Here is a 25,674-nt window from a genome sequence, read left to right on the forward strand (position 1 = left end):
TTCCAAGTTTTTTCAGTGTTGCTGCAAAATTTCAATAATTGTTTAAGTGATGATGAAATATCGATTTCGGATGGGGTCAAAACCGCAGGAGCGTGGAAAACAGGCTGGTTTCAATCGGGTTTTGCTGCGTGATATCGCCGTGATTTACCTGTTGACCTTTGTGGTCGGCGTGCCTTTTTACTTCTGGAAGCTACACTCGGATTTATCCGGATTGGGGCAGTCCGCGCTTTCGCGGATTGATCTGTTCGTCGAGCAAACCACCCATAGCTTGGCCCCGCTGGTGAGCCTGCCCAAAACTTGTACTTCATCTGAGATTGATCAGCTCCGTCAGACGGTCTTTCATTCATACCGGGTTAAAGAGATTGGTCTGATTAACCCGGCGGGACGGGTGTTCTGTACCAGCAACCTCGGTAACACTTCAATTCCTATCTATAACCAGACACTCAGTCGCTGGCGAAATGCGCCCGACGGTCGGACGCTGGCTTTGGTGCGGGCCAAAACCGGCAAAACCCACTCGCTATTTGTTTATTTGCAGGGCCCTCACGACATGGGCGCGAATGCGCTGATCCCGCCGGATGTTCTGAATGAGCTGGTTGGCAAAGGGTTTCCGTTCCCGGACCTGCCGTTTGCGGTCAAAGTGGCCGGCAATGCACTTGCTGGCTCGGTGAATGCGCCGCTTGAAGTCGGCGCGATGCATGAGACAGATCGGTTTAGCTTTTACTCAGCGCAAAACCCGGTGGAGTTGCAGTTTCAGGTGACCCCGGCCTTTCAGCGTTCCTATATGCTCGAGCATAGCTGGATCCCCTTGCTTCTGGGAACCCTGTTTAGCGCGGTTTACACTTATGCCAGCCGGCGACGGGTAGCCCGGCAATCTTTGCCGGCGACGTTTGAGTGGGCGCTGAAAAATAATGAGCTGGAGGTGTTTTTCCAGCCGATTATGGACACTGATCTCGGTGGGCCACTTGGGTTTGAACTCCTGTTGCGCTGGCACCATCCGGCTCATGGCATTATTTCGCCGATGATCTTCATTCCGCTGGCTGAACAGTTGGGAAAAATCGGGGCGCTGACGGATTTTGTGATGGAGACTGCTATCGGCTTTATCCAAGAGAACCCGGAGTTAATGAAATCACGTTACCTGGCGATCAACATCAGCCGCCAGTTGCTGCTTGATGAGCACTTTGCCGAGCGGGTATGCCGTCGCTGCGGGCGCAACCAGCACCTGATCCGCCACCTGTTGCTCGAAGTGACTGAAGATCTGGCGTTTAGTGATGCGGAGATGGATCAGGCCATTACCCAGCTTCATTTGCTGCAACAGCATGGGTTCCGGATTGCGGTCGATGATTTCGGCACCGGGTACTCCGGCCTGGATCTATTGCGTCGCTTCCCGTTTGATGTGGTCAAAATTGATAAAGTGTTTATCAAAGAGCTGCTGCCGGAAGGCAATGCGGTGGCTTTGCTTGATTCCATGATTGGCCTGGCGGATGGCCTGGGAATGGTGATCATTGCTGAGGGCGTTGAAACTGCCCAGCAGGCCGACAGCCTCCTTCAGCGAGGTGTCAATCATCATCAGGGATTTTATTATGCCAAGCCGATGCCGCAGTCTGCGCTGGTCGCCTGGCTGGCCCGGAGCGGCGCATCTGAGCCGGCCGAAGGCGCGGTAACGGTCGAGGTATAAACTGGTGTGGTAACAAAGCGCGAGGTCGGGACGCGCTATCGGTTGACGACGTCGCGGTCAGCAGATTCGGCCGGGGTCAGTTGGTAGTCAAATTCGAGCTCAAGGTGGCTTTTCGGCACAGAACAACAGGCGAGGATCTCATTGGGACCAACAAAAGCCATGGCATCTTGCTGATCGACGGCACCGATCTTGAGCTTGCAGCGGCAGGCACCGCACATGCCGTTGCGGCATTGATACTCGGGGCGGAAGCCGGCTTTTTCGAGCTGAACCAGCAACGGTTCGCGGCTGTTGCCGCAAACCGTCTGACCATTCACCTTGAAGGTTAATGGGCTCATAGCTCAAAATCACCCAGATCGTCAGAGCTGACGTCGTTGTCAATCTGACCGACCAGATACGAGCTGATTTCCGCTTCCTGTGGCGCAACCTGAACGTTGTCCGACGACAACCAGGCATTAATCCACGGGATCGGGTTCTGGGTGGCACCCGGATAAGCCTGCTCCAGACCGACCGCAGCCATGCGAAGGTTGGTGATGTATTCTACGTACTGGCACAGGATATCTTTGTTCAGGCCGATCATAGAGCCGTCCTTGAACAGATATTCAGCCCATTCTTTCTCTTGCTCGGCGGCCTCTTTAAACAGGGTGAAACATTCCTGGGCACATTCCTGGGCAATTTCTGCCATTTCCGGATCGTCCTGACCGGTGCGCATCAGGTTCAGGATGTGCTGGGTGCCGGTCAGGTGCAGCGCTTCGTCACGGGCGATCAGCTTGATGATCTTGGCGTTTCCTTCCATCAGCTCGCGCTCGGCAAATGCGAACGAGCAGGCGAAGCTGACATAAAAGCGGATTGCTTCGAGCGCGTTCACCGACATCATGCACAGGTACAGCTTCTTTTTGATCTCGCGCAGATTGACCGTGATGGTCTTGCCGTTGATCATGTGCGTGCCTTCACCCAGGCGGTGGTAGTCGTTGGTCGCGTTGATCAGATCATCGTAGTATTTGGAGATATCGCCGGCACGCTTGATGATATGCTCGTTATCCACGATGTCATCAAAAACCACGGATGGGTTGGTGACGATATTGCGGATGATATGGGTGTAGGAGCGCGAGTGAATCGTCTCTGAGAACGACCAGGTTTCAATCCAGGTTTCCAGCTCCGGAATCGAGACAATCGGCAGCAGGGCAACATTCGGGCTGCGACCCTGGATCGAGTCCAGCAAAGTCTGGTACTTCAGGTTGCTGATGAAAATATGGCGCTCGTGCTCCGGCAGATTGTTATAGTCAATCCGGTCACTGGAGACGTCCACTTCTTCCGGACGCCAGAAGAACGAAAGCTGTTTTTCAATCAGCTTTTCAAAGATTTCGAATTTTTGCTGGTCATAGCGCGCCACGTTGACGGGCTGGCCAAAGAACATCGGCTCCTGGAGCTGATTGTTATTGGTTTGACAAAAAGTGCTGTATGCCATTGTATCCTCAACTTCAAAGGGGAGCCGAAGCTCCCGCTCTAAATTGTGCCTTTACTTAAATCTTGCAGCTGGTGCAGTCATCACCGGAAACGTCACCCTGGCTATCAGATGCACCATCTCGGGTGTTGTGGTAGTACAGGGTTTTCACGCCGAGTTTATACGCTGTCAGCAGGTCTTTGAGCAAGAGTTTCATCGGCACTTTGCCGCTTGGCTGAATGCTCGGGTCGTAGTTGGTGTTGGCAGAAATCGCCTGGTCGATAAATTTCTGCATAATGCCCACCAGTTGCAGGTAGCCATCGTTGCTGCCGATATTCCACAGCAGCTCGTAGTTGTTTTTGTACTTGCTGTACTCAGGCACAACCTGTTTCAGGATACCGTCTTTCGATGCCTTGACCGAAACAAAGCCACGCGGTGGCTCAATGCCGTTGGTTGCATTGGAGATCTGCGAGGAGGTCTCTGATGGCATCAGCGCAGATAGTGTCGAGTTGCGCAGGCCGTGGGTTTTGATCTCTTCCCGCAGTGTTTCCCAGTCGTAACGCAGTTCTGCCGTGCAAATGTTGTCGATATCTTTCTTGTAGGTATCGATCGGCAGGATCCCTTTGGCGTAGGTTGTTTCGTTAAACGCCGGACACGCGCCTTGCTCTTTGGCCAGGCCAACCGAGGCTTTCAGCAGGTAGTACTGAATCGCTTCGAACGCTTCGTGGGTCAGGTTGTTGGCACTGCCGTCCGAGTAGCGCACGCCGTTTTTGGCCAGGTAGTAAGCAAAGTTGATCACGCCGACTCCCAGGGTGCGGCGGTTCATGGTGGCTTTGTAGGCAGCCGGCAGCGGGTAGTCCTGGTAATCCAGCAGTGCATCCAGAGCGCGTACGGTCAGGTCAGCCATCTCTTCCAGGTCGTCCAGCGAATCGATGGCGCCCAAGTTGAAGGCAGACAGGGTACACAGGGCGATTTCGCCGCTTTCATCTTCCACGTTGTTCAGCGGTTTGGTCGGTAGCGCAATTTCCAGGCACAGGTTGGACTGGCGAATCGGCGCAACAGTCGGGTCAAACGGGCTGTGGGTATTACAGTGGTCGACGTTCTGGATGTAGATACGGCCAGTCGAGGCACGCTCTTGCATCAGCAGTGAGAACAGGTCAATCGCTTTGATGGTCTTGCGTTTAATGCTTTCGTCTTGCTCGTACTGGACGTACAGACGCTCAAACTCTTCCTGATCGGCAAAGAAGGCATCGTACAGACCTGGGACATCAGATGGCGAGAACAGGCTGATATTGCCGCCTTTGATCAGACGGGTGTACATCAGTTTGTTGATTTGCACGCCGTAGTCCATGTGACGGACCCGGTTTTCTTCAACACCGCGGTTGTTCTTCAACACCAGCAGTGATTCCACTTCACCGTGCCAGATAGGATAGAACAGGGTCGCTGCACCACCACGGACACCGCCCTGAGAGCAGCACTTCACGGCAGTCTGGAAGTACTTGTAGAACGGGATACAGCCAGTGTGGAAAGCTTCACCGCCGCGAATTTCCGACCCCAGGGCACGGATACGACCGGCGTTGATACCGATGCCGGCACGCTGAGACACATAACGCACAATGGCGCTAGCTGTGGCGTTAATTGAATCCAGGCTGTCGTCACACTCGATCAGCACACAGGAGCTGAACTGGCGTGTTGGTGTACGGACACCAGACATGATCGGCGTCGGTAGCGAGATTTTGAACTGGGAAACGGCATCATAAAAACGCTTGATGTAGTCCATGCGCGTCTCTTTCGGATATTTGCCGAACAGACAGGCTGCAATCATCATGTACAGGAACTGGGCGCTCTCAAAGATTTCGCCGGACACACGGTTTTGCACCAGGTACTTCCCTTCCAGCTGCTTCACCGCAGCGTAGGAGAAGTTCATATCACGCCAGTGATCAAGATAGGTGTCCATCAGATCGAATTCTTCTTTGCTGTAGTCTTCCAGCAAATGACGATCGTATTTTCCTTTCTCAACCAGGTTGGTGACGTGGTTAAACAGTGTTGGTGGCTCGAACTGACCGTACGCTTTCTTACGCAGATGGAAAATCGCCAGGCGTGCTGCCAGATATTGGTAGTCTGGTGTTTCCTCTGAAATCAGGTCAGCCGCTGCCTTGATGATGGTTTCATGAATATCTTCCGTCTTGATCCCGTCATAGAACTGGATGTGAGATTTCAGCTCGACCTGTGACACAGAGACATTCTCCAGGCCTTCAGCGGCCCAGGTGATCACCCGGTGGATTTTATCCAAATCGATATTTTCTTTGCGTCCATCACGCTTGGTAACAGTTAGCTGTTGATTCATTTTTGACCGTTTTCCCAGAAATTCGCCAATAACAGGGCGTTTTGCAACATTTTCGTGAAGAGATGTAAAGATTGTGATCTTACTTACAACTCTTAGTTTAGTCGAAAAACACTATATATTGGGGTGTTGAGCTTATGGCGTTACAAGATAGTGATGAAGTCAGGGTAATGCAAGGTGGTAATTTTTCGCCACCTGTGGATAACGTGGGGATGGTCAAAAAAAAGTTGGTGCCTACTAACCGATTTAGGTAGATACGCCAATATAATAGAAAAAATCAACGAAAGCCGATGAGAAAAAATGGCGTAAAAAAAAATATTTTTCTTGATTTTTGGCCGGGCAGTCATCGTAAAAACCTCCCTGAACTGATTGATTAAGAAATGACTTATTGGCATTTTCTTTGCTGCTCCAGCATATCAATCAGCGCCTCCGGGGCTGGTAACACTTCGCGGGCCTGCCATGCTTCGGGGTGGTGCGTTTGACCGATATAACCCCAGCCGGCCACCAGGCCGTGCATCCGCGCGGCATTGGCGGCAATCATGTCCTTTTCGATGTCGCCGACGTAGGCGCAGGCGGTATGGGGGATCCCCAACAACTCACTGGCATGCAACAGTGGCTCGGGGTGAGGTTTGGCAACGGCCAGGGTATCGCCACAAACCACAACCTGGGCTTTCAGCAGTTCCGGGAAAAAGGGCAACAAGAGCTCGGTGAGAAAACCGGGTTTGTTGGTCATGATCCCCCAGGGAATTTGATGCGCTTCCAGATAAGCCAAGACTTTGTTGATCCCACGGTAGACGGAAGTCCCTTCACAGATATTTTGCTGATAATAGTGGAGAAATTCGCGGCGTAGCTGATCGGCATCAAGATGGGCCGGAATGGCTCCGAACCCGGCGGTCAGCAGTCCTCTGGCGCCGTAACTGGTGTTGGCTTTGATCTGCTCATCAGTCAGGGGGGCCTGATTATAGTCCGCCAGCACCCGGTTGGCGGCCTCTGCCATATCGGGCGCGGTATCGAGCAAGGTGCCGTCAAGATCAAACAGGATGGCACGGATTGGTAAATGCATGGGGTTATATCCTTATAAAACCGTCTGGGTTCGGGCCATCGCCTCGGTGGAAGCCGACATCTGCACCCGCTGTTCTTTTGTCTCTAATTGTAGCCGGGGGATGGCCAGAACAACTTGAATAAAAAGAGGCGCCTGATGGCGCCCCGATAACAATGCTAGCCTGCTGAGTCCGGCTTGATGGTATGGACGATGTAATTGACATCGACATTCTTCCCCAGCCAGTAATTGTCGGTCAGCGGATTATAGTGCAGCCCGGTGATATGGCGATCCTGCAGCGGCGTCTGATCGATCATCGCCATTAGCTCTGACGGGCGGATAAACTTGTTGTGATCGTGCGTCCCCCGCGGGACCAGTTTCAACACCTGCTCGGCACCGACAATGGCAAACAGGTAAGATTTGAGGTTGCGGTTCAGGGTCGAGAAGAAGACATGGCCGCCCGGTTTGACCATCTTGGCACAGGCGGCGATCACTGAGGCCGGGTCCGGTACGTGCTCCAGCATCTCCATGCAGGTCACGACATCATAGGTTTGCGGGAACAGCTCGGCATGCTCTTCCGCAGTCCGCTGGACATATTCCAGCTGGGTCCCGGTTTCGAGCGCGTGAAGGCGAGCCACCGTCAGCGGCTCTTTGCCCATGTCCAGCCCGGTTACGTCTGCGCCTTCCACAGCCATGCTCTCAGCCAGAATGCCGCCGCCACAGCCGACATCGAGAACTTTCTTGCCAAACAGGCCGTCGGCATGATCGATGATAAAGTTCAGCCGCAGCGGGTTGATTTGGTGCAGCGGCTTGAATTCGCCTTCGAGATCCCACCAACGGGAGGCCATTTCTTCAAATTTCGTGATTTCTGCCGGATCGACATTCAACTGCTTGGTCATTGTCATCGCCATTTTCCTTTTTCGATTGCAGGCATTATAACGAAATCACCCAAGTGGAATAATAATTTCTGCATCAACGCCTGAGCAAGTGGCGAGAGAGGAAGGTAAAAAGTCGGCCCAAGGGCGGTCTTGGCCCGTGAAGTGTCGAGGGAAATAAGCAGCAGGCTTCATCTCAACTGCTGCTTGGGGCGCCTTAGCCTTGGTTGAGGACGATGAGTTCCGGGGTCAGGGTCCCGGAGAACAACGTCATGGCAGCAAGAATGAGCATCAGGATGTATTTCCCGCCGATGATACAGAGTCCGATGGTGTTGATGGCCTGGCTTAACATAGTGACCTCACTTATTTTTCTGTGAAAAAATAAAGGTGCAGGTCCGTTTGATACGGCTAAACGGTTGGTGCAAAGGCTATTTTACGCTTTGCCTGGCGGACAAAATTGACCCGGATCAGAGTCTGGCATGATGAAAATAGGTGGTGGATGTTGCAGGGGTGAAACCGCGAGGGGATCGGCTTTTTACAATTGCTCATACTTTATTTGTTGATTGAAATTTAATCGCTGCGGACGTGGTGGAAGTGATGGAAAAATAACCATTTGACGCTCGGGCCGGACGTTAAGGCGAATATCTGGTGTCTGGTTTTTGATAAATCCGCTAAATTACTCACAACATAAATTGTGAAAGGTGTGCCTATCGAGGCCTGTTTGTGCTATATTCTCGCACCTTGCACGTAGAAATACGACAGAAATTACCTGAGGGATATTGGCTCCATGAGCGATCTTGCAAAAGAGATCACGCCCGTAAACATTGAAGAAGAGCTGAAAGGCTCATATCTCGACTATGCGATGTCCGTTATCGTTGGTCGTGCTCTTCCTGATGTGCGTGATGGCCTTAAGCCGGTACACCGTCGCGTGTTGTTCGCGATGAATGTGCTCGGCAATGACTGGAATAAAGCATACAAAAAATCAGCCCGTGTGGTTGGTGACGTCATCGGTAAATATCACCCCCATGGTGATAGTGCGGTTTACGATACGATCGTACGGATGGCGCAACCTTTCTCCCTTCGCTACATGCTGGTCGACGGCCAGGGTAACTTCGGCTCCATCGACGGCGACTCCGCCGCGGCCATGCGTTATACCGAAGTCCGGATGGCGAAGATTGCACACGAGCTGCTGGCTGATCTGGAAAAAGAGACGGTTGACTATGTGCCGAACTATGACGGCACCGAGCAGATCCCGGCAGTCCTGCCGACGAAAATCCCGAACCTGCTGGTCAACGGCGCTTCCGGTATTGCCGTGGGGATGGCAACCAATATTCCACCGCACAACTTGGGCGAAGTCATCGACGGCTGCCTGGCGTATATCGACAATGAAGATATCACCATCGATCAACTGATGGAGTATATCCCGGGACCAGACTTCCCGACGGCAGCACTGATCAGTGGCCGTAAAGGCATTATTGATGCTTATAAGACCGGTCGCGGCAAGGTCTACATGCGCTCGAAAGCGGAGATCGAAACCGATAAGAACGGCAAAGAGACCATTGTCGTCACGGAGATTCCGTATCAAGTTAACAAAGCGCGCCTGATCGAGAAAATCGCCGAGCTGGTGAAAGACAAGAAAGTCGAAGGCATCACTGCATTGCGCGATGAGTCCGATAAAGACGGGATGCGCATCGTGATCGAGTGCCGCCGTGATGCGGTGGGCGAGGTCGTGCTGAACAACCTGTACGCGCAAACCCAGCTGCAAACCACGTTTGGGATTAACATGGTGGCGCTGGATAACGGCCAGCCGAAGCTGTTCAACCTCAAAGAGACCCTGAAGTGCTTCGTCAACCACCGCCGTGAAGTGGTGACCCGCCGGACTATTTTCGAACTGCGCAAAGCCCGTGAGCGTGCCCATATCCTCGAAGGTCTGGCACTGGCACTGGCGAATATCGATGAAATTATCGAACTGATCCGCAATGCACCGACGCCGGCTGAAGCGAAAGCAGGCTTGATCGCGCGTGGTTGGGATCTGGGCAATGTTGCGGCAATGCTGGAGCGTGCCGGCACTGATGCAGCCCGTCCGGACTGGCTGGAGCCGCAATACGGGATCCGTGACGGTCAGTACTTCCTGACCGAGCAACAGGCTCAGGCAATTCTGGATTTGCGCCTGCACAAGCTGACTGGTCTTGAGCACGAGAAAATTCTCGACGAATATAAAGCGCTGCTGGAAGAAATCGCGGAGCTGATGCATATCCTGGCCAGCTCTGAGCGTCTGATGGAAGTGATCCGCGAAGAGCTGGAACTGGTCAAAGAGCAGTTCAACGACCCGCGTCGCACCGAAATTACCGCAGCCAGCCACGATATCGATCTGGAAGATTTGATCACCCAGGAAGACGTGGTCGTGACTCTGTCACATGAAGGCTATGTGAAATACCAAGTGCTGAGCGACTATGAAGCGCAGCGCCGCGGCGGTAAAGGTAAAGCCGCAACCCGGATGAAAGATGAAGACTTTATCGAGCGTCTGCTGGTGGCGAACACCCACGACACGATTCTGTGTTTCTCCAGCCGGGGCCGGATGTACTGGCTGAAAGTGTACCAGCTACCGCAAGCGAGTCGTGCCTCGCGCGGGAAGCCGATTGTGAATATTCTGCCGCTGGAAGAGAATGAGCGGATCACCGCCATCCTGCCGGTGAAAGAGTATGAAGAAGATAAATTTATCTTTATGGCGACTGCCGATGGTACCGTGAAGAAAACACCGCTGACTGACTTCAGTCGTCCGCGTAGCGCCGGGATCATCGCGGTGAACCTGCGGGAAGGTGATTCGCTGATTGGCGTGGATATTACCAACGGCAGTGACGATATCATGCTGTTCTCGCAAGCCGGTAAAGTGGTGCGCTTCTCGGAAGAGCAGGTGCGCGGCATGGGCCGTACTGCGTCGGGTGTGCGTGGGATTAAGCTGGCGGAAAGCGATCAGGTTGTTTCGCTGATTGTGCCACATAACGATGGTGACGTGCTGACCGTGACCGAGAATGGCTTTGGTAAGCGCACCGAGCTGGCAGAGTACCCGGCGAAGAGCCGTGCCACTCAAGGCGTGGTGTCGATCAAAGTCACCGAGCGTAATGGTGCGGTGGTCGGCGCGATCCAGGTTGAGGAAGGCGACGAGTTCATGATGATCACCAATGCCGGGACGTTGGTTCGTACCCGTGTCGGCGAGGTGAGCAAAGTGGGCCGGAACACCCAGGGTGTGACGTTGATCCGAACTGCGGAAGACGAGCAGGTGGTTGGCCTGCAGCGTATCGATGAGCCGGACGAAGATGAGCTGGCTGAAATTGTCGAAGGCGCTGAAGCCGTTGCTGCCCAGGCAGAGCAGCCGGAACAAGCAACCGATGATCAGGATGATTCTGCTGAGCAGGCTCCTGAGCAAGAATAAGCAAAGCGCGATCCGTAACAAAAAAACGCAGCCCCATGGCTGCGTTTTTTTGTGTTGCGCAAATGAATGCCGGATTTCGGCATGAAATCCTTTTCAGCACCGTGAGAAAGGTGTAAAAACAAGGATTAGACTTGGGTCACAATCTGTGGGCCTGGGAGCGTCTCTGAAAGCGCGACACCGTGTAACCCCATGTTTTATTAGCAGGAGCAAATTGATCATCATGGAGCAGGTTTATAATTTTTGTGCAGGTCCGGCAATGATCCCGGCAGACGTCTTAAAAAAAGCGCAAGCTGAGCTGGTTGACTGGCATGGCCTGGGCACATCCGTTATGGAAATCAGTCACCGGAGCAAAGCATTTCTCGCTGTGGCTGAGCAGTCAGAAAAAGATCTGCGCGAATTGCTGGCCATTCCGGAGAATTACCATGTGTTGTTTTGCCATGGCGGCGCGCGCGCGCAGTTTGCTGCGGTGCCAATGAACCTGCTGGGGGATGCGACCAGCGCCGATTATATGGATGGTGGTTACTGGGCCCACAGCGCAGCGCAGGAAGCCGAGAAATACTGCCGCCCGAATGTGGTGGATATTACCTGTGAGCGTGAGGGTAAGCGTGCCATTTTGCCGGCGCAGGCGTGGCCGTTGTCCGATGATGCGGCATATGTTCATTTCTGCCCCAATGAAACGATTGACGGGATTGAAATCCGCGATCTGCCGGTCACGGATAAACCGATTGTGGCCGATCTGTCTTCAACGATCCTGTCGCGTCCGATTGATGTCTCCCAGTATGGGGTGATTTACGCCGGGGCGCAGAAGAATATCGGCCCGGCCGGCCTGACGATTGTCATTGTACGTGATGACTTGCTGGGGCTGGCCAAACAGGCGCTGCCGAGTATTCTCGATTATACCGTGCTGGTGGAGAAAGACTCGATGTTTAACACCCCGCCGACCTTTGCATGGTACCTGGCGGGTGAAGTGTTCAAGTGGCTCAAATCCATTGGTGGTGTTGCTGAAATGCAGCGGCGTAACGAGGCCAAAGCCAAGGTGCTGTACGATTTTATTGATCAGTCTGACTTTTACCGCAATGAGGTGCATCCGGACAACCGCTCCCTGATGAATGTGCCGTTCCAGCTGAAAAATCCGCAGCTTGATGCCCTGTTCCTCGAGCAGGCAGAAGCGGCGGGCCTGAAAGCCCTCAAAGGCCACCGAGCGGTGGGGGGGATGCGCGCCTCAATTTACAATGCGATGCCGATTGAAGGTGTCCGGGCGCTGGTGGATTTCATGGCGAAGTTTGAACATCAGCAGGGTTAAGTTGCATTGAAGCCATGACACGAACCAATCAAGGCCGCCGCGAAGGCGGCTTTTTTATTGAATCATCGGATCAGCCAAGCCGGGCTGGATTCAGTACTAGCCGACAAGGGCATTATTCGCTAATCTGCGGGAACGCCTAAAAAACAGGATAGAAGAGAGACAGATGGACAGTTTAACGTTACAGCCGATACAACAGATGAATGGGGAAGTGAATCTACCAGGGTCGAAGAGTGTTTCCAATCGCGCCCTGTTATTGGCAGCGTTAGCACAAGGGACCACACGACTGACAAACCTGCTCGATAGCGATGATATCCGTCATATGCTCAATGCATTAACACAACTCGGTGTCAGCTATCAGCTTTCTGAAGATAAGACCGTCTGTGAAGTTCACGGATTGGGCCGCGCATTTGCACCAACCCAGGCCCTGGAGCTATTTCTGGGCAATGCAGGGACTGCGATGCGCCCGCTGGCGGCGGCGCTGTGTCTGGGCGAGGGAGAGTTTGTGCTCACCGGTGAGCCGCGGATGAAAGAGCGCCCGATTGGCCATCTGGTTGATGCCCTGCGTGCTGCTGGCGCCGATATTACTTACCTGGAAAATGACAATTATCCGCCGCTGAAAATTACCGGCACCGGTCTGCACGGCGGTGAGGTGGAAATTGACGGCTCGATTTCCAGCCAGTTCCTGACCGCCTTTCTGATGGCGGCGCCGATGGCCACGGGGGATACCGTGATCAAGATTAAAGGCGAGTTGGTGTCTAAGCCGTATATCGATATTACCCTGCATATTATGTCTCAGTTTGGGGTCGCGGTTGAAAACCGTAACTACGAAGCGTTTGTGGTGAAAGGTGGCCAAACTTATCAGGCGCCGGGTGATTTCCTGGTTGAGGGTGATGCCTCGTCTGCTTCTTACTTCCTGGCTGCCGCCGCGATCAAGGGTGGCACCATCAAAGTCACCGGCATTGGCAAGAAAAGCATCCAGGGGGATGTCCAGTTTGCTGATGCCCTGGCGGCGATGGGGGCCGAAATTGAGTGGGGTGATGATTATGTGATCGCCCGCCGCGGTGAGCTGAAAGCGGTCGATATGGACTTTAACCATATCCCGGATGCAGCCATGACCATCGCCACGACCGCTTTGTTTGCCGAGGGCACCACGGCGATCCGCAATGTCTACAACTGGCGGGTGAAGGAAACTGACCGTCTGGCTGCGATGGCCACCGAGCTGCGTAAAGTCGGTGCTACCGTTGAAGAAGGGGAAGATTACATCATCATTACCCCGCCGGTGCAGCTGCAGCATGCGGCGATCGATACTTATGATGATCACCGGATGGCGATGTGTTTTTCTTTGGTGGCACTGAGCGATACCCCGGTCACCATCAATGATCCAAAGTGTACTTCAAAAACCTTCCCGGACTATTTTGACAAGCTGGCGCAACTAAGCTGCTGAGTTTGTCGACCTGGCCTGAACAGAGCCCGCCTGCTTGGCGGGCTCTGTTGTTAATCAACTTCGCGCGTTCAGCCAAGCGGTGGATTCTCCGCCATCAAGCCGCTGATTTGATAGTACTGAGGCTATTTTTCCCGTATAATACGCCCCCGTTTGAGGGCTGTCATACCAGGCTGTTGGCTCACATTCTGCGCTAGCGGTTTGGTATGACAGCGCTATATTTGGAACCAATTCGGAGAAAACCTATGTCTACACATGCTCCAGTGATCACTGTTGATGGACCAAGCGGCGCCGGGAAGGGCACGCTCTGTATGCTGTTGGCAGAAAAGCTGGGCTGGAAGCTGCTGGACTCTGGTGCGATTTATCGCGTCCTGGCCCTGGCAGCCATTCATCATGGTGTTGATCTTGAATCAGAAGACGCACTGGTTCCACTGGCAGCGCACCTGGATGTTGAATTCGTTGCGGAAGGCGAATTGGTGAAAGTGATCCTCGAAGGCGAAGATGTCTCGGGTGAACTTCGCAAGGAAGAAACCGGGATGGCGGCTTCCAAAGTGGCAGCCTTACCTCGCGTGCGTGAAGCGCTGCTGCGTCGCCAGCGGGCATTCAGTGAAGCCCCTGGGCTGGTGGCTGATGGTCGCGATATGGGCACCGTGGTTTTTCCGGGCGCTGACGTGAAGATTTTTCTTGATGCCAGCGCGGAAGAGCGTGCAATTCGCCGCATGAATCAGTTGCAACAGAAAGGCTTAGATGTTAACTTTGATAGTCTTTTAAACGAAATTCAGGAACGCGATGATCGCGACCGCAATCGCGCGGTAGCGCCGCTGCGTCCCGCGGCTGATGCTTTGGTGCTAGACTCTACTGAGATGTCAATAGAGCAAGTCACTGCAGAGGCACTGGCCTATATTGAAACGAAATTATCAGTTGAGTAATCAACATGATGGCGTCGGTATCAAGGATGAATACTGACTATACCCCCAACCCCATGTGGTAGGACACCCATGGTTGTTTATTAAATTGAAGATTAAATAATGATTGAATCTTTTGCTCAGCTCTTTGAAGAGTCACTGAAAGAAGTAGAAACACGCCAAGGTGCCATTGTTAAAGGTACTGTTGTAGCGATCGAAAACGGTTATGTACTGGTTGACGCGGGCCTGAAGTCTGAGTCTTCTATCCCAGCTGACGAGTTCAAGAACGCCGCTGGCGAACTTGAAATCGAAATCGGTGCAGAAGTTGACGTAGCTCTGGACGCTGTTGAAGACGGCTTCGGTGAAACTAAGCTTTCTCGTGAAAAAGCGAAGCGTCACGAAGCTTGGATTCAGCTGGAAAAAGCTTACGAAGATGCTGAAACTGTTGTTGGTATCATCAACGGTAAAGTTAAAGGTGGTTTCACCGTTGAACTGAATGGCATCCGTGCATTCCTGCCAGGTTCTCTGGTTGACGTTCGTCCAGTTCGTGACACTGCTCACCTGGAAAACAAAGAGCTTGAGTTCAAAGTAATCAAGCTGGACCAGAAGCGCAACAACGTTGTTGTTTCTCGCCGTGCTGTTATCGAGTCTGAGAACAGCGTTGAGCGTGACGAGCTGCTGGCTTCTCTGCAAGAAGGCATGGAAGTTAAAGGTATCGTTAAGAACCTGACCGACTACGGTGCATTCGTAGATCTGGGCGGTGTTGACGGCCTGCTGCACATCACTGACATGGCTTGGAAACGCGTTAAGCACCCATCAGAAATCGTTAATGTTGGCGACGAAATCAACGTTAAGGTTCTGAAGTTCGACCGTGAGCGTACTCGCGTATCTCTGGGTCTGAAGCAACTGGGTGAAGATCCATGGGTTGCTATCGCGAAGCGTTACCCAGAAGGCACTAAGCTGTCTGGCCGCGTAACCAACCTGACTGACTACGGCTGCTTCGTTGAAATCGAAGAAGGTGTTGAAGGTCTGGTACACGTTTCTGAAATGGACTGGACTAACAAGAACATCCACCCATCTAAAGTTGTTAACGTGGGTGACGAAGTTGAAGTTATGGTTCTGGACATCGACGAAGAGCGTCGTCGTATCAGCCTAGGTCTGAAACAGTGTAAAGCGAACCCATGGCAGTCATTTGCAGAAATGCAAGCTAAGGGCGACCGCGTAACTGGTAAGATCAAGTCTATCACTGACTTCGGTATCTTCATCGGTCTTGAAGGCGGTATCGACGGTCTGGTTCACCTGTCTGACATTTCTTGGAATGTTGCAGGCGAAGAAGCTGTTCGTGACTTCAAGAAAGGCGACGAAATCTCTGCAGTTGTTCTGGCTGTTGACGCTGAGCGTGAGCGTATTTCTCTGGGCATCAAGCAAATCGAAGAAGACCCGTTCAACGGCTTCGTTGCTGTGAACAAGAAAGGCGCTCTGGTAACAGGTACTGTGACTGCTGTTGACGCGAAAGGCGCAACTGTTGAGCTGGCTGAAGGCGTTGAAGGCTACCTGCGCGCTTCTGAAGCATCTGTTGACCGTGTTGAAGACGCAACTCTGGTTCTGTCTGTTGGCGATTCTGTTGAAGCGAAATTCACAGGCGTTGATCGTAAGAACCGCGTAATCAACCTGTCTGTACGTGCGAAAGACGTTGCTGAAGAGCAAGAAGCAATGGCTGCCCTGAACAAGCAAGACGATGCTTCGTTCGGTAGCGCAATGGCTGACGCTTTCAAAGCGGCTAAAGGCGAATAATTGAGCATAGGGGGAACACTTTTCCCCCTAAGCGGTTATACTATTGAGAAACATACTAAAAACGGAGTGTGTATGACAAAGTCTGAATTAATTGAAAGGCTGTGCAGTCAACAAACACATCTTTCTGCGAAACAAGTAGAAGATGCAATCAAGGAAATCCTTGAGCATATGGCGACCACCCTCGCAGAGGGCGACCGTATCGAAATCCGTGGCTTTGGTAGCTTCTCCTTGCATTACCGTGCTCCACGCGTTGGGCGTAATCCCAAGACCGGGGACAAGGTTGAGTTAGACGGTAAGTACGTCCCTCACTTTAAACCGGGCAAAGAGTTACGTGATCGCGTGAATGCTGCTTACGCAGCGAATTAAACGCATTTAGAACAAAAAAACGGCATGCTGAAAGGTATGCCGTTTTTTTATGTCTATTGATCATGGTCTGATGTGTGAAAATCTTGCATAATCAACCCATCAACTATCGATCAAGTAAGAAGGATTTACGATGAAGATAATAAGCATTCTTGTTTTAGTGGTCTGCTTTCTCATTACGCTGGCGTTGGGGGCGCAAAACCAACAGTTAGTGAATTTTGATTATCTGATTGCTCAGGGTGAGTTCCAGATGTCGACCCTGCTCGGGATTGCCTTTGGTGCCGGTTTTGCCATTGGCTGGCTGATTTGCGGCATGCTGTATCTGAAAGCGCGTTTTTCAAGAAATCGCCTGAGCAAGAAAGTTGCGAAGCAACAGAAAGAGCTCGAGCAGCTGCGTGCTGAGCCTGTAAAGGAATAAACATTAATGCTAGAGCTGTTGTTTCTGTTATTGCCAATTGCCGCCGCCTACGGCTGGTATATGGGTAACAGGAGCGCTAGTAATAAACAACAGGAGCAGTCTCACCACATGTCACGCCAGTATGTGACTGGCTTGAACCTGCTGTTATCTGATCAGTCAGATAAAGCGGTGGACGTGTTTATTGAACTGCTCCAGGTTGACAGTGAAACGATTGATACTCACCTTGCTTTGGGGAACCTGTTCCGAAGCCGGGGCGAGGTGGATCGTGCCATTCGAATTCACCAGAATCTGATTGCCCGTCCGAATTTAACTATCGATCAACGCAATTTAGCTTTGCAGCAATTGGCCCAGGATTATATGGCTGCCGGGTTCTTTGATCGTGCGGAGAAGATTTTTGAACAGTTGCTGGACGAGCCGGAGCATCGTAAAGGTGCCTTGCAGCAACTGTTGACCATTTATCAGCAAACCCGGGAATGGGACAAAGCTATCGAAATGGCCAGCCAGCTGGTCAAAATGGGCAAGTCCAAGCTCAAGCATGATATTGCCCACTACTGGTGCGAAATGGCGATGCTGGAGCTCAGTGCTTTGAATATGGACAAGGCCAGACAACTCCTGAAGAAAGCCCTGTCGGCTGATAAATCCTGTGTGCGTGCCTCAATGATGATGGCGAAGATTCTGATCGGCGAGGAAGAGTACAAAGCCGCGCTGAAACAGCTGGAGCGGGTCGCTGAGCAGGACATTGATTATGTCAGCGAAACCTTGCCGATGTTGTTGCAATGCTATGAAGCGACCGGAAACGAGTCGGGGTGGTACAAACACCTGCAGCACTGTGTTGAGCTCAATGCCGGGGCTACGGCTGAATTGATGCTGGCTGACGAGATTGCCAGGCTTGAAGGCTCCGTGTCTGCCCAAACCTTTATGACCCGCCAGCTGACCAAAAATCCGACCATGAAAGGATTTTATCAGTTGATGGATTACCATCTGGATGAAGCGGAAGAGGGGCGAGCCAAAGAGAGCCTGAGTACCCTGCGCGCGCTGGTGGGGGAGCAGCTGAAAATCAAACCTCACTTCCGCTGCCGGAAGTGCGGCTTTGCCACGCACTCGCTCTACTGGCAGTGTCCCTCCTGTAAAGGCTGGGGCGGCGTGAAGCCGATCCGAGGTCTGGACGGTGAATAACCCGAATGCTGAACAGCCCGCTCGATGCCGAGCGGGCTTTTTATTGCCGGCAGGTTTGACGATTTACGATACCGAGTTGAATCTTGTGCTCTGAACAAACGATTGGCAAGGTAAGAAAAGCTTTGGTTTTGACTACTTCCAACAAAATTTGAAGAAGTGCTCGAAAAAAAACAATTTTACGGTACAATCCCGACCGCGCTCAGGGAGGCTGGGCGAGATTTAGCAATTATCAAGCAGGAGATGCCATGTTGGATCCAAAAGTCATTGTCGCGCTCGATTATCCAAGTCAGGATGAGGCTCTTGCCTTTGTTGACCGGATTGAGCCCGGAACTTGTCGATTGAAAGTCGGCAAAGAGATGTTTACTTATTTTGGCCCTGATTTTGTGCGTAAACTGCATGATCGGGGCCATTCTGTATTTCTGGACCTGAAATTTCACGATATTCCCAACACCTGCTCCCGTGCTGTTGCGGCGGCGGCAGAGCTCGGGGTGTGGATGGTGAATGTTCACGCCGGCGGCGGTGAGCGCATGATGACGGCATCGCGGGAGATCCTGGAGCCGTTTGGCAAGGACCGCCCATTGCTGATTGCAGTGACTGTGCTGACCAGCATGGAAGCGACTGATCTGCGTGGGACTGGGATTACGGCTGAGCCGCAGGCGCATGTTCTGAATCTGGCTCGTCTGACGAAAAGCAGCGGCCTGGACGGGGTGGTTTGCTCGGCACAGGAAGCGACGATGCTGAAAACAGAGCTAGGCCGAGAATTTAAACTGGTCACGCCGGGGATCCGTCCGGCAGGCAGCGCTGCTGGCGATCAGCGCCGGGTGATGACGCCGGTTGAAGCGGTTCAGGCGGGCTCGGATTATCTGGTGATTGGCCGGCCAATCACCCAGGCCGATGATCCGGCAGCGGTGCTGGCGGCGATTAACCAAAGCCTGGCCTAAGCGAACTTGGCAGGCCCGGTGGGCCTGTCGTTGTTTTGGGGTATGGTTCGCTTCGCGAACAGGTTAGGCGCTAGCACTCTACCTTGGCAGAACGCCGGCTGCGCCGATCGTGGCTGTGAGCGGAGAAATGACTGTCGAGCAGCTTTTGGGTCAGCGGGTGTTGCGGGTTGTTAAAGACCTCCTCGGTTAGTCCTTGTTCGACCACTTCGCCGGTTTGCATCACCATCACTTTATCAGTGAAGTGTTTGATCACCCCCATGTGTTGCGACACGTAGATATACGACAAGCCCATTTCTTCCTGAAGCTCGAGCAACAGGTTGATGATCTGCGAGCGCATCGACATATCCAGCCCGTTCAGGGCTTCATCGGCGACAATGATACAGGGTTGCAGGATCAGCGCGCGGGCGAGAGAAACCCGCTGTTTCTGGCCGGTCGCCAGCATTTGCGGATAAAAATAGGCGTGCTCCGGCAGCAGCCCGACCCGGCGGAGGGTTTCCATGATCCGTCGCTCACGGGCTTGCGGGGTCATGTTGGTGTTTCGCTTCAGCGGCCCCTCCAGGATCTTGCCGATCTGGATCCGGGGGTTGAGCGAGGTATTGGGATCCTGAAAAATCATCCGGATCAGCTTACAGCGAGTCTGAAAGTCATTGTTGGCCAGTGGCTCACCGTTGACCCGGATGATCCCTTCGGTCGGCTCGACGACCCCAGACAGCATTTTTGCCAGGGTCGACTTGCCGGAGCCGTTCTCGCCGATAAAGGCCAGGGTCTCACCGGCTTCGAGGGAAAAGGTCACTGGTTTGACGGCTTCAATGGTCCGGCGGCGGAATAAACCTGAACGGTAGTGATAGTCTTTCTTCAGGTGTTCGACTTCAAGCAGCGCACTCACTTACTGTTCTCCTCCATGTTCAGCGGGAAATGGCAGCTGAATTTATGGTTTTTGATTTTTCTGCGCTTGGGGACTTCGACACATTTCCGCTGGGCATGGGGACAGCGAGGGCCAAGGCGACAGCCGATGGGTAAGTGCTGCAACGGCGGGATCGAGCCCGGCAGCGTCTCCAGTTTGCACTTATGCGGCAGGACATCGAGGTTAAAGTCCGGCATCGCGTGCAGCAGGGCTTCGGTATAAGGGTGGTGCGGTGATTCCAGCAGTTGCTTTCGGCTGCCGGACTCGACCGCCTGGCCGCAATACATCACGGTGATCCGGTCCGCCCACTGGGTCACCATGGTTAAATCGTGGCTGACCAGCAAGATGGTGGTATTGCCGAGCTGGTTCATCCGGCTGAGCAGACGGAAGATCTGCGACTGGGTGATCGGATCGAGATCGTTGGTTGGTTCATCAGCAATCAGCAGGCGAGGGCGGTTGGCGATCGCCATTGCAATCATGACCTTCTGACACTCGCCGTCCGTCAGCTCGTAGGGGTAGCTCTTCATCACCCGCTTGTGCTCTTTGATCCCGACCTTATGCAGCAAGGCGATTGCCTGCTTCTGTCGCCAGTGGAACCGCTGCCACCAACTGCCGGAAAAAGAGCCGGCCGGGATTGCTTCTTCCAGCTGCTCCCCGACTTGCTCAGAAGGGTCCAGGCACGAGGAGGGCTCCTGAAAGATCATCGCAATTTCCCGCCCGACCACTTTGCGTCGCTCACGGGCAGAGAGGGTCAGCAGGTCGATGTCAGCCAGGCGCAGGCGGTCGGCGCTGACCCGCCAGCTGTCTTTGGTTACGCCGGCGATAGCTTTGGCCACCAGGCTTTTCCCGGAGCCGGATTCACCCACCAGCCCGCGGATCTCGCCTTCGCTTAGCGTCAGGCTCATTCGGTCGACGGCTTTGACCATCCCCTGCGGGGTTTCAATTTCAATGGTGAGGTTACGGATATCAAGTAATGGCATTAATCTATCCCCGCGTTAATCGCCTGGCGGAGTCCTTCTCCTACTAAGTTTATAACCAATACGCTGAAGGTGATGGCCAGTCCCGGCAGGGTGACGGTCCACGGCGCGAGGTAGATCAGCTCAATGGAATCACCCAGCATCGCGCCCCATTCGGCCGAAGGCGCCTGGGCGCCGAGGCCGAGAAAGCCCAGCGCTGCCAGATCCAGAATGGCGATGGAAATGGCCCGGGTCAATTCGTTGGAAATGACGGTCAGGATATTGGGCAATATTGAATGATAGAGCAGATAGAAATTATTGGCGCCGTCGAGCCGGGCCGCGATGATGTAATCTTTCTCGACCTCATTGTGGACTGCGGTATAGACCGCGCGGATGAAACGGGGGATCAGCGCTAGCCAGATCGCCAGTAGGATATTGAGCTCCCCCGGCCCCATATAGGCCACAACAATAATCGCCAGCAGCAGGGACGGGATCGATAATACGGTGTCGAGCAGGTGATTGAGAAAACTCGATTTCAGTCCCCGGGTCATCCCCGCCATGACGCCGATGGTAATGCCGATCACGCTGGAGGCCAGGGCAATCAGCAGGGCGTAGCCGAAGGTCAGCTGCGAGCCAACGAGCAGGCGGCTGAGAATATCCCGGCCCAAATCATCGGTTCCGAAGAAGTACTCGACATGGCCGGTCGGATCCCAGGATGGTGGCATCAGCAGCTCACCGACCTGATCATAGGGCGAATAGGGGGTGATCCACGGCGCAACCAGGGTGATCAGGAGCAGGAACAACAGGCACCAGAGCCCGAACATGGCCAGCGAGTTGGTGCGGAAGTTTTGCCAGGCCCGTTCCCACTGGGTCGGGATCTTCTGCTCCTGGTAAATGTTATTTGATAGCATACCATTCCTTTCTGACAAGCGGGCTGACGATGGCGCCGGTCAAATCCGACAGGATGTTAGCCACCAGAATAAAGCTCCCGACAGCAATCACACCGGCTTGAATGGCCACATAGTCCTGGCCGGCAATCGCATTGAGCAGCCAGCGACCGATGCCGGGCCAGTTGAAGATCGACTCGGTCAGCATGGCAAACGTCATCATGGTGGAAAACTGCATCCCCAGCTTCGGAATGATCGGCGGGATGGCATTTTTCAGAACGTGGCGACGGATAATTTCAAACATCGACAGGCCTTTGGTCTGGGCGACCTTGATAAAATTCTGACCCATGATTTCGGACACGGATGCCCGGGTCAGGCGGATCACTTCGGTCGTCGGCGCCATGGCCAGCACCAGTGTCGGCAGGATCAGATGGCGGATGGTATCCATCAGTGCTTCAGAGCGGTACGGCTTCTCGGACAGGATCACATCAATCAAGGCCACCCCGGTCACCGGTTTGATTTCATACAACAGGCTGTAACGCCCGGCCACCGGGAGCCAGCCAAGCTGCTGGGAGAACAGCATGATCAGCAAGACAGCCAGCCAGAACACCGGAATCGAGTAGCCAAGTAATGCCAGTGATGAAATCGACGTATCAATCATCCGTCCGCGTTTCACCCCGGCCAGGGTGCCCAGCGGGATCCCGACCAGCAGCGACAGGACAAAGGCAAAGAAGCAGAGCTCAATCGTGGCCGGGAAGGCGGCCAGCACATCATGGACAATCGGCTCACCGTTTGGGTTGAGGCCCAGGTTGCCGGCGAACAGGTTCTCCAGGTAAATCAACCAGCCGCCCCAGAACGGCTGCTGGCTCCACACCAGGCTCTGATCCAGGCGCAGGATGCTGAAACCCACCAGGGTCAGGATGGCCATGGTGATCAAAAACAGATTGAGTCGACGAATCGTGTAAATAAACATGTAATTACTCGCTGCGATAGACGCTGGCAAAAGAGCGGGTGCCAAACGGGCTCAATTGCAAACCGCCAAGCGATTGGTGATGGACCTGAAAATGGACGCCGTGCGCCAGGGGGATCACCGGAACCTGCTGGTCCAGAATATCCTGCGCCAGGTGGTAATAATTGACGCGCTGTTCGAGCTGATTGGTTCGTGAGGCCAGCTCCAGCAGATTGTCAAAGCTGAGTTCGCACCAGTTCGCGACGTTGAGCCCGGCGGCTTTGGCACTACAGGAGAGCAGCGGACGGAGGAAATTATCCGGATCGCCGTTATCGGCAATCCAGCCGGTCAGCTGCATATCGCTGTTAGAAGCTGAAGTTGAGCTGAGGCGACTAACTGACTCCTGAGCCAGGATGATAAGCCGCACCCCGACCGCTTTCAGATCGGCCTGGATCAGCTCGGCGGTTTTGCGCGGACTCGGGTTGTAAGGGCGGGGCTCGATCGGCACCCACATTGTCAGGATCAGATCGTCGGCATAGCCTGCTTCTGCCAGCAGGGCGCGCGCTTGGTCCGGGTCGTAATCCAGCGCCTGGCTGGCGTGGTTGTAGGCCCAGGACATCGGCGGCAGGATGCTCTTGGCCTTGGTGCCGGTCCCGTAGTAGACCGAGTTGAGCAGGTTATCCCGGTTGATAGCGAGATTGATGGCTTGTCGGACCCGCAGATCCTGCAGCACAGCTTTGTCGTTATTGAGGGCAACGAAAGCCACGTTCATCCCGGTCTGGGCCATCAGCTCAAACTCTTCGCTGTTGCTGATCACCGGCAGCTGGCTGGCCACCGGCGATGACAGTACGTCACATTCTTTGCTCAGCAGCTTGGCCAGGGTGCCGGTGCCGCGGGCTGAAATATCAAATACGACCTGCTCCATCGGTGCGGCGCCCTGCCAGTATCCCCAGTGGCGGCCGAGACGGATCAGGTCGTCGGGCAAATACTGGGCGAGGTAGAATGGGCCGGTGCCGATGGGCTTCATATCCAGTTGCTGTAACTGACCGGCTTTGAGCAGGCGCTGGGCATATTCCTGGGAATGGATCACCGCGTAGCTGGTGGCTAGGTTTGACAGGAAAGCATTGTCCGGGCGGGTGAGCACGAAGGTGACGGTATGGGAGTCGTTCATCTCGATATGAGCAATCAGCTCACTGAAACCCTGGCTCTCAAACCACGGGTAGCGTCCGCCGGACACGGCATGGAACGGGTGCTTGGGATTGATAATCCGCTGGAAGCTGAATACCACATCCTGGGCATTGAAGCGCCGGGTCGGCTTAAACCATTCGGTGGTCTGAAATTCAATCCCTTTGCGCAGCTTGAAGGTATATTCCAGGCCGTCATCACTGATGGTCCAGCTGCGAGCCAGCGAAGGCAGGGGCTGGTGGCTGACCGGATCGAGCATCAGCAGGCGATCGAAAATTTGAGCGGCAAGCGTATCAGCCGTCAGGCCGCCATCAATCAGCTGGGGGTTGAAGGTGGTCGGTGTATCTTGGCCACAATAGACGAAGCCACGGCTACGGATGGTGCTATCTCGCTGTGGCTCTGAGCAGCCAATCAGGCTGAGCAGACTGAGGCACGCAAGCAGTAGACGGGTAGAGGCGCTCATATCGACATGTATTTTTGGAAAACAAGTGGCTAAATTTACCATTATCCATCACCGTCACCAAGCGTTGCAGGCAAATAACCTTCTAGAATTTGGTGCTTTTTACTGAGGTTCTGCGCCGGATGATGCCGGTTTGGTCACTGGGTCGGGGTGCCGACCAGCTGGTATTTGCGCAACAGGCCCCTCAGTTGATGGTAGCTTAAACCCAACAGCTCAGCGGCATTTCGCTGATTGAAGCGGGCCTGTTCCAGCGCCTGGCGGATCAGGGAGACTTCCTGCGCCTGCTGCCACTGGCGAAAATCAAGCGGAAAACTCGGGACCGGTTGGGGCGCGCAGGCCTCGGCGGATGGCTGTGCTGCGGCTGCCGCATCCTCAGGTTGCCAGGGAGAGCGGAACGGGTCAATGATGATGGCATCGACGGGCTCATCTTCCTGGCTGTGGCGGAATACCGATCGTTCCACCACGTTCTTCAGTTCGCGGATATTGCCGGGCCAGTGGTAGTCGGTCAGCGCTTTTCGGGCGTCGGGCGAGAAGCCGGAAAAGTAGCCAAACCCCAGCTCTCGGCACATGCGCACAGCGTAGTAATCCGCCAGCGGCAGGATATCTTCCCGGCGTGCCCGCAGCGGCGGCAGGTGGATGATGTCAAAGGCCAGGCGATCGAGCAGGTCAGCGCGGAATTTTCCGTCCTCGGCCAGCTGGGGCAGGTTGTCATTGGTGGCGCAGATCAGCCGGACATTGGCCTGACAGGTTCGGCTGCCGCCGACGCGCTCGTATTCGCCGTACTCGATCACCCGTAGCAGCTTTTCCTGGACGCCGAGTGGTGCGGTTGCCAGTTCGTCGAGGAACAGGGTGCCGCCTTCAGCCCGCTCAAAGCGGCCCTGATGGCGGCCTTTGGCACCGGTAAAAGAGCCGGCTTCGTGGCCGAACAGCTCCGAATCAATCACGCCTTCACTTAACGCGGCACAGTTGAGTGTCACCAGCGGTTGATCCCAACGCTGGGACAGATAGTGGATCCGCTGGGCAATCAGCTCCTTGCCGGTCCCGCGCTCGCCCAGGATCAGGATCGGCCGGTTGAGCGGCGCCAGGCGTGAGGCCTGATCCAGCACCGCCAGGAAAGGTTCGGATTCACCGATCAGGTTATCTGTCTTTTGCATGGTTAATCTCGCTAACTGTTGGCGAATTTAA

The 25,674-nt window shown here is 54.0% G+C and carries 22 protein-coding genes; 10 read left to right on the forward strand and 12 right to left on the reverse strand.

Annotation, left to right across the window (positions count from 1 at the left end; all coding sequences use genetic code 11):
• Nucleotides 1-70 precede the first annotated feature (70 nt).
• Complete coding sequence (locus NNL38_RS05290) at nt 71-1,675, forward strand: EAL domain-containing protein (RefSeq protein WP_255389981.1); 1,605 nt, start codon at nt 71-73, stop codon at nt 1,673-1,675.
• A gap of 35 nt (nt 1,676-1,710) precedes the next feature.
• Here the strand turns inward: NNL38_RS05290 and NNL38_RS05295 are convergent, their stop codons facing one another.
• The 6 genes from NNL38_RS05295 to NNL38_RS05320 form a co-directional block, all read right to left on the reverse strand.
• Nucleotides 1,711-2,010, reverse strand: coding sequence for a 2Fe-2S iron-sulfur cluster-binding protein (locus NNL38_RS05295; protein ID WP_255389982.1), 300 nt, complete (start codon nt 2,008-2,010; stop codon nt 1,711-1,713).
• The gene (nrdB, locus tag NNL38_RS05300; protein ID WP_255389983.1) at nt 2,007-3,140 is read right to left on the reverse strand and encodes a class Ia ribonucleoside-diphosphate reductase subunit beta; all 1,134 of its coding nucleotides are present in this window, start codon (nt 3,138-3,140) and stop codon (nt 2,007-2,009) included. Before nrdB ends, NNL38_RS05295 begins: the two co-directional genes overlap by 4 nt.
• A 55-nt stretch (nt 3,141-3,195) precedes the next feature.
• Entirely contained in the window at nt 3,196-5,463 is a 2,268-nt protein-coding gene (gene nrdA, locus NNL38_RS05305) for a class 1a ribonucleoside-diphosphate reductase subunit alpha (RefSeq protein ID WP_255389984.1), read from the reverse strand.
• Between the two features lie 382 nt (nt 5,464-5,845).
• On the reverse strand, nt 5,846-6,523 hold the full coding sequence (locus NNL38_RS05310; RefSeq protein WP_255389985.1) for an HAD family hydrolase: 678 nt from the start codon (nt 6,521-6,523) through the stop codon (nt 5,846-5,848).
• A 155-nt stretch (nt 6,524-6,678) separates the two neighbouring features.
• On the reverse strand, nt 6,679-7,398 hold the full coding sequence (ubiG, locus tag NNL38_RS05315; protein ID WP_255390564.1) for a bifunctional 2-polyprenyl-6-hydroxyphenol methylase/3-demethylubiquinol 3-O-methyltransferase UbiG: 720 nt from the start codon (nt 7,396-7,398) through the stop codon (nt 6,679-6,681).
• Nucleotides 7,399-7,591: 193 nt separating this feature from the next.
• Nucleotides 7,592-7,726, reverse strand: a complete 135-nt coding sequence (locus NNL38_RS05320; protein ID WP_255389986.1) for a hypothetical protein — start codon at nt 7,724-7,726, stop codon at nt 7,592-7,594.
• A 435-nt stretch (nt 7,727-8,161) separates the two neighbouring features.
• On the opposite strand from NNL38_RS05320, the gene gyrA reads away from it, so the two are divergent.
• The 9 genes from gyrA (at nt 8,162) to pyrF (ending at nt 19,148) form a co-directional block, all read left to right on the forward strand.
• On the forward strand, nt 8,162-10,807 hold the full coding sequence (gyrA, locus tag NNL38_RS05325; RefSeq protein ID WP_255389987.1) for a DNA topoisomerase (ATP-hydrolyzing) subunit A: 2,646 nt from the start codon (nt 8,162-8,164) through the stop codon (nt 10,805-10,807).
• A 220-nt stretch (nt 10,808-11,027) separates the two neighbouring features.
• Entirely contained in the window at nt 11,028-12,110 is a 1,083-nt protein-coding gene (gene serC / locus NNL38_RS05330; RefSeq protein ID WP_255389988.1) for a 3-phosphoserine/phosphohydroxythreonine transaminase, read from the forward strand.
• A gap of 163 nt (nt 12,111-12,273) precedes the next feature.
• A complete protein-coding gene (gene aroA / locus NNL38_RS05335; protein ID WP_255389989.1) occupies nt 12,274-13,554 on the forward strand; it encodes a 3-phosphoshikimate 1-carboxyvinyltransferase in 1,281 nt (426 codons plus the stop codon).
• A 242-nt stretch (nt 13,555-13,796) separates the two neighbouring features.
• Nucleotides 13,797-14,480, forward strand: a complete 684-nt coding sequence (gene cmk, locus NNL38_RS05340; RefSeq protein ID WP_255389990.1) for a (d)CMP kinase — start codon at nt 13,797-13,799, stop codon at nt 14,478-14,480.
• 99 nt (nt 14,481-14,579) lie between these two features.
• On the forward strand, nt 14,580-16,250 hold the full coding sequence (gene rpsA, locus NNL38_RS05345; protein WP_255389991.1) for a 30S ribosomal protein S1: 1,671 nt from the start codon (nt 14,580-14,582) through the stop codon (nt 16,248-16,250).
• A gap of 72 nt (nt 16,251-16,322) precedes the next feature.
• Complete coding sequence (gene ihfB / locus NNL38_RS05350; protein ID WP_255389992.1) at nt 16,323-16,616, forward strand: integration host factor subunit beta; 294 nt, start codon at nt 16,323-16,325, stop codon at nt 16,614-16,616.
• Between the two features lie 130 nt (nt 16,617-16,746).
• Entirely contained in the window at nt 16,747-17,031 is a 285-nt protein-coding gene (locus NNL38_RS05355; RefSeq protein ID WP_255389993.1) for a LapA family protein, read from the forward strand.
• Between the two features lie 6 nt (nt 17,032-17,037).
• Nucleotides 17,038-18,207 (forward strand): lipopolysaccharide assembly protein LapB, encoded by a 1,170-nt coding sequence (gene lapB / locus NNL38_RS05360; protein WP_255389994.1) that lies wholly within the window; start codon nt 17,038-17,040, stop codon nt 18,205-18,207.
• A 245-nt stretch (nt 18,208-18,452) separates the two neighbouring features.
• Complete coding sequence (gene pyrF / locus NNL38_RS05365) at nt 18,453-19,148, forward strand: orotidine-5'-phosphate decarboxylase (RefSeq protein WP_255389995.1); 696 nt, start codon at nt 18,453-18,455, stop codon at nt 19,146-19,148.
• 70 nt (nt 19,149-19,218) lie between these two features.
• Here the strand turns inward: pyrF and NNL38_RS05370 are convergent, their stop codons facing one another.
• From NNL38_RS05370 to pspF, 6 genes are all read right to left on the reverse strand, one after another.
• Nucleotides 19,219-20,034 (reverse strand): peptide ABC transporter ATP-binding protein, encoded by an 816-nt coding sequence (locus NNL38_RS05370; protein WP_255389996.1) that lies wholly within the window; start codon nt 20,032-20,034, stop codon nt 19,219-19,221.
• A complete protein-coding gene (locus NNL38_RS05375) occupies nt 20,031-21,032 on the reverse strand; it encodes a peptide ABC transporter ATP-binding protein (RefSeq protein WP_255389997.1) in 1,002 nt (333 codons plus the stop codon). The genes NNL38_RS05370 and NNL38_RS05375 overlap by 4 nt, the downstream gene beginning before the upstream one ends.
• Nucleotides 21,032-21,919: a putrescine export ABC transporter permease SapC gene (gene sapC / locus NNL38_RS05380; RefSeq protein WP_255389998.1), complete on the reverse strand. Its 888-nt coding sequence runs from the start codon at nt 21,917-21,919 to the stop codon at nt 21,032-21,034. The genes NNL38_RS05375 and sapC overlap by 1 nt, the downstream gene beginning before the upstream one ends.
• Nucleotides 21,906-22,868, reverse strand: a complete 963-nt coding sequence (locus tag NNL38_RS05385) for an ABC transporter permease (RefSeq protein WP_255389999.1) — start codon at nt 22,866-22,868, stop codon at nt 21,906-21,908. The genes sapC and NNL38_RS05385 overlap by 14 nt, the downstream gene beginning before the upstream one ends.
• A 4-nt stretch (nt 22,869-22,872) precedes the next feature.
• Nucleotides 22,873-24,492, reverse strand: coding sequence for an ABC transporter substrate-binding protein SapA (sapA, locus tag NNL38_RS05390; RefSeq protein ID WP_255390000.1), 1,620 nt, complete (start codon nt 24,490-24,492; stop codon nt 22,873-22,875).
• A 134-nt stretch (nt 24,493-24,626) separates the two neighbouring features.
• Nucleotides 24,627-25,643, reverse strand: a complete 1,017-nt coding sequence (gene pspF, locus NNL38_RS05395; protein ID WP_255390001.1) for a phage shock protein operon transcriptional activator — start codon at nt 25,641-25,643, stop codon at nt 24,627-24,629.
• Between the last annotated feature and the right edge of the window lie 31 nt (nt 25,644-25,674).

Origin of the sequence: Photobacterium atrarenae (genome assembly GCF_024380015.1) — a bacterium.
Lineage (GTDB): Bacteria > Pseudomonadota > Gammaproteobacteria > Enterobacterales > Vibrionaceae > Photobacterium > Photobacterium atrarenae.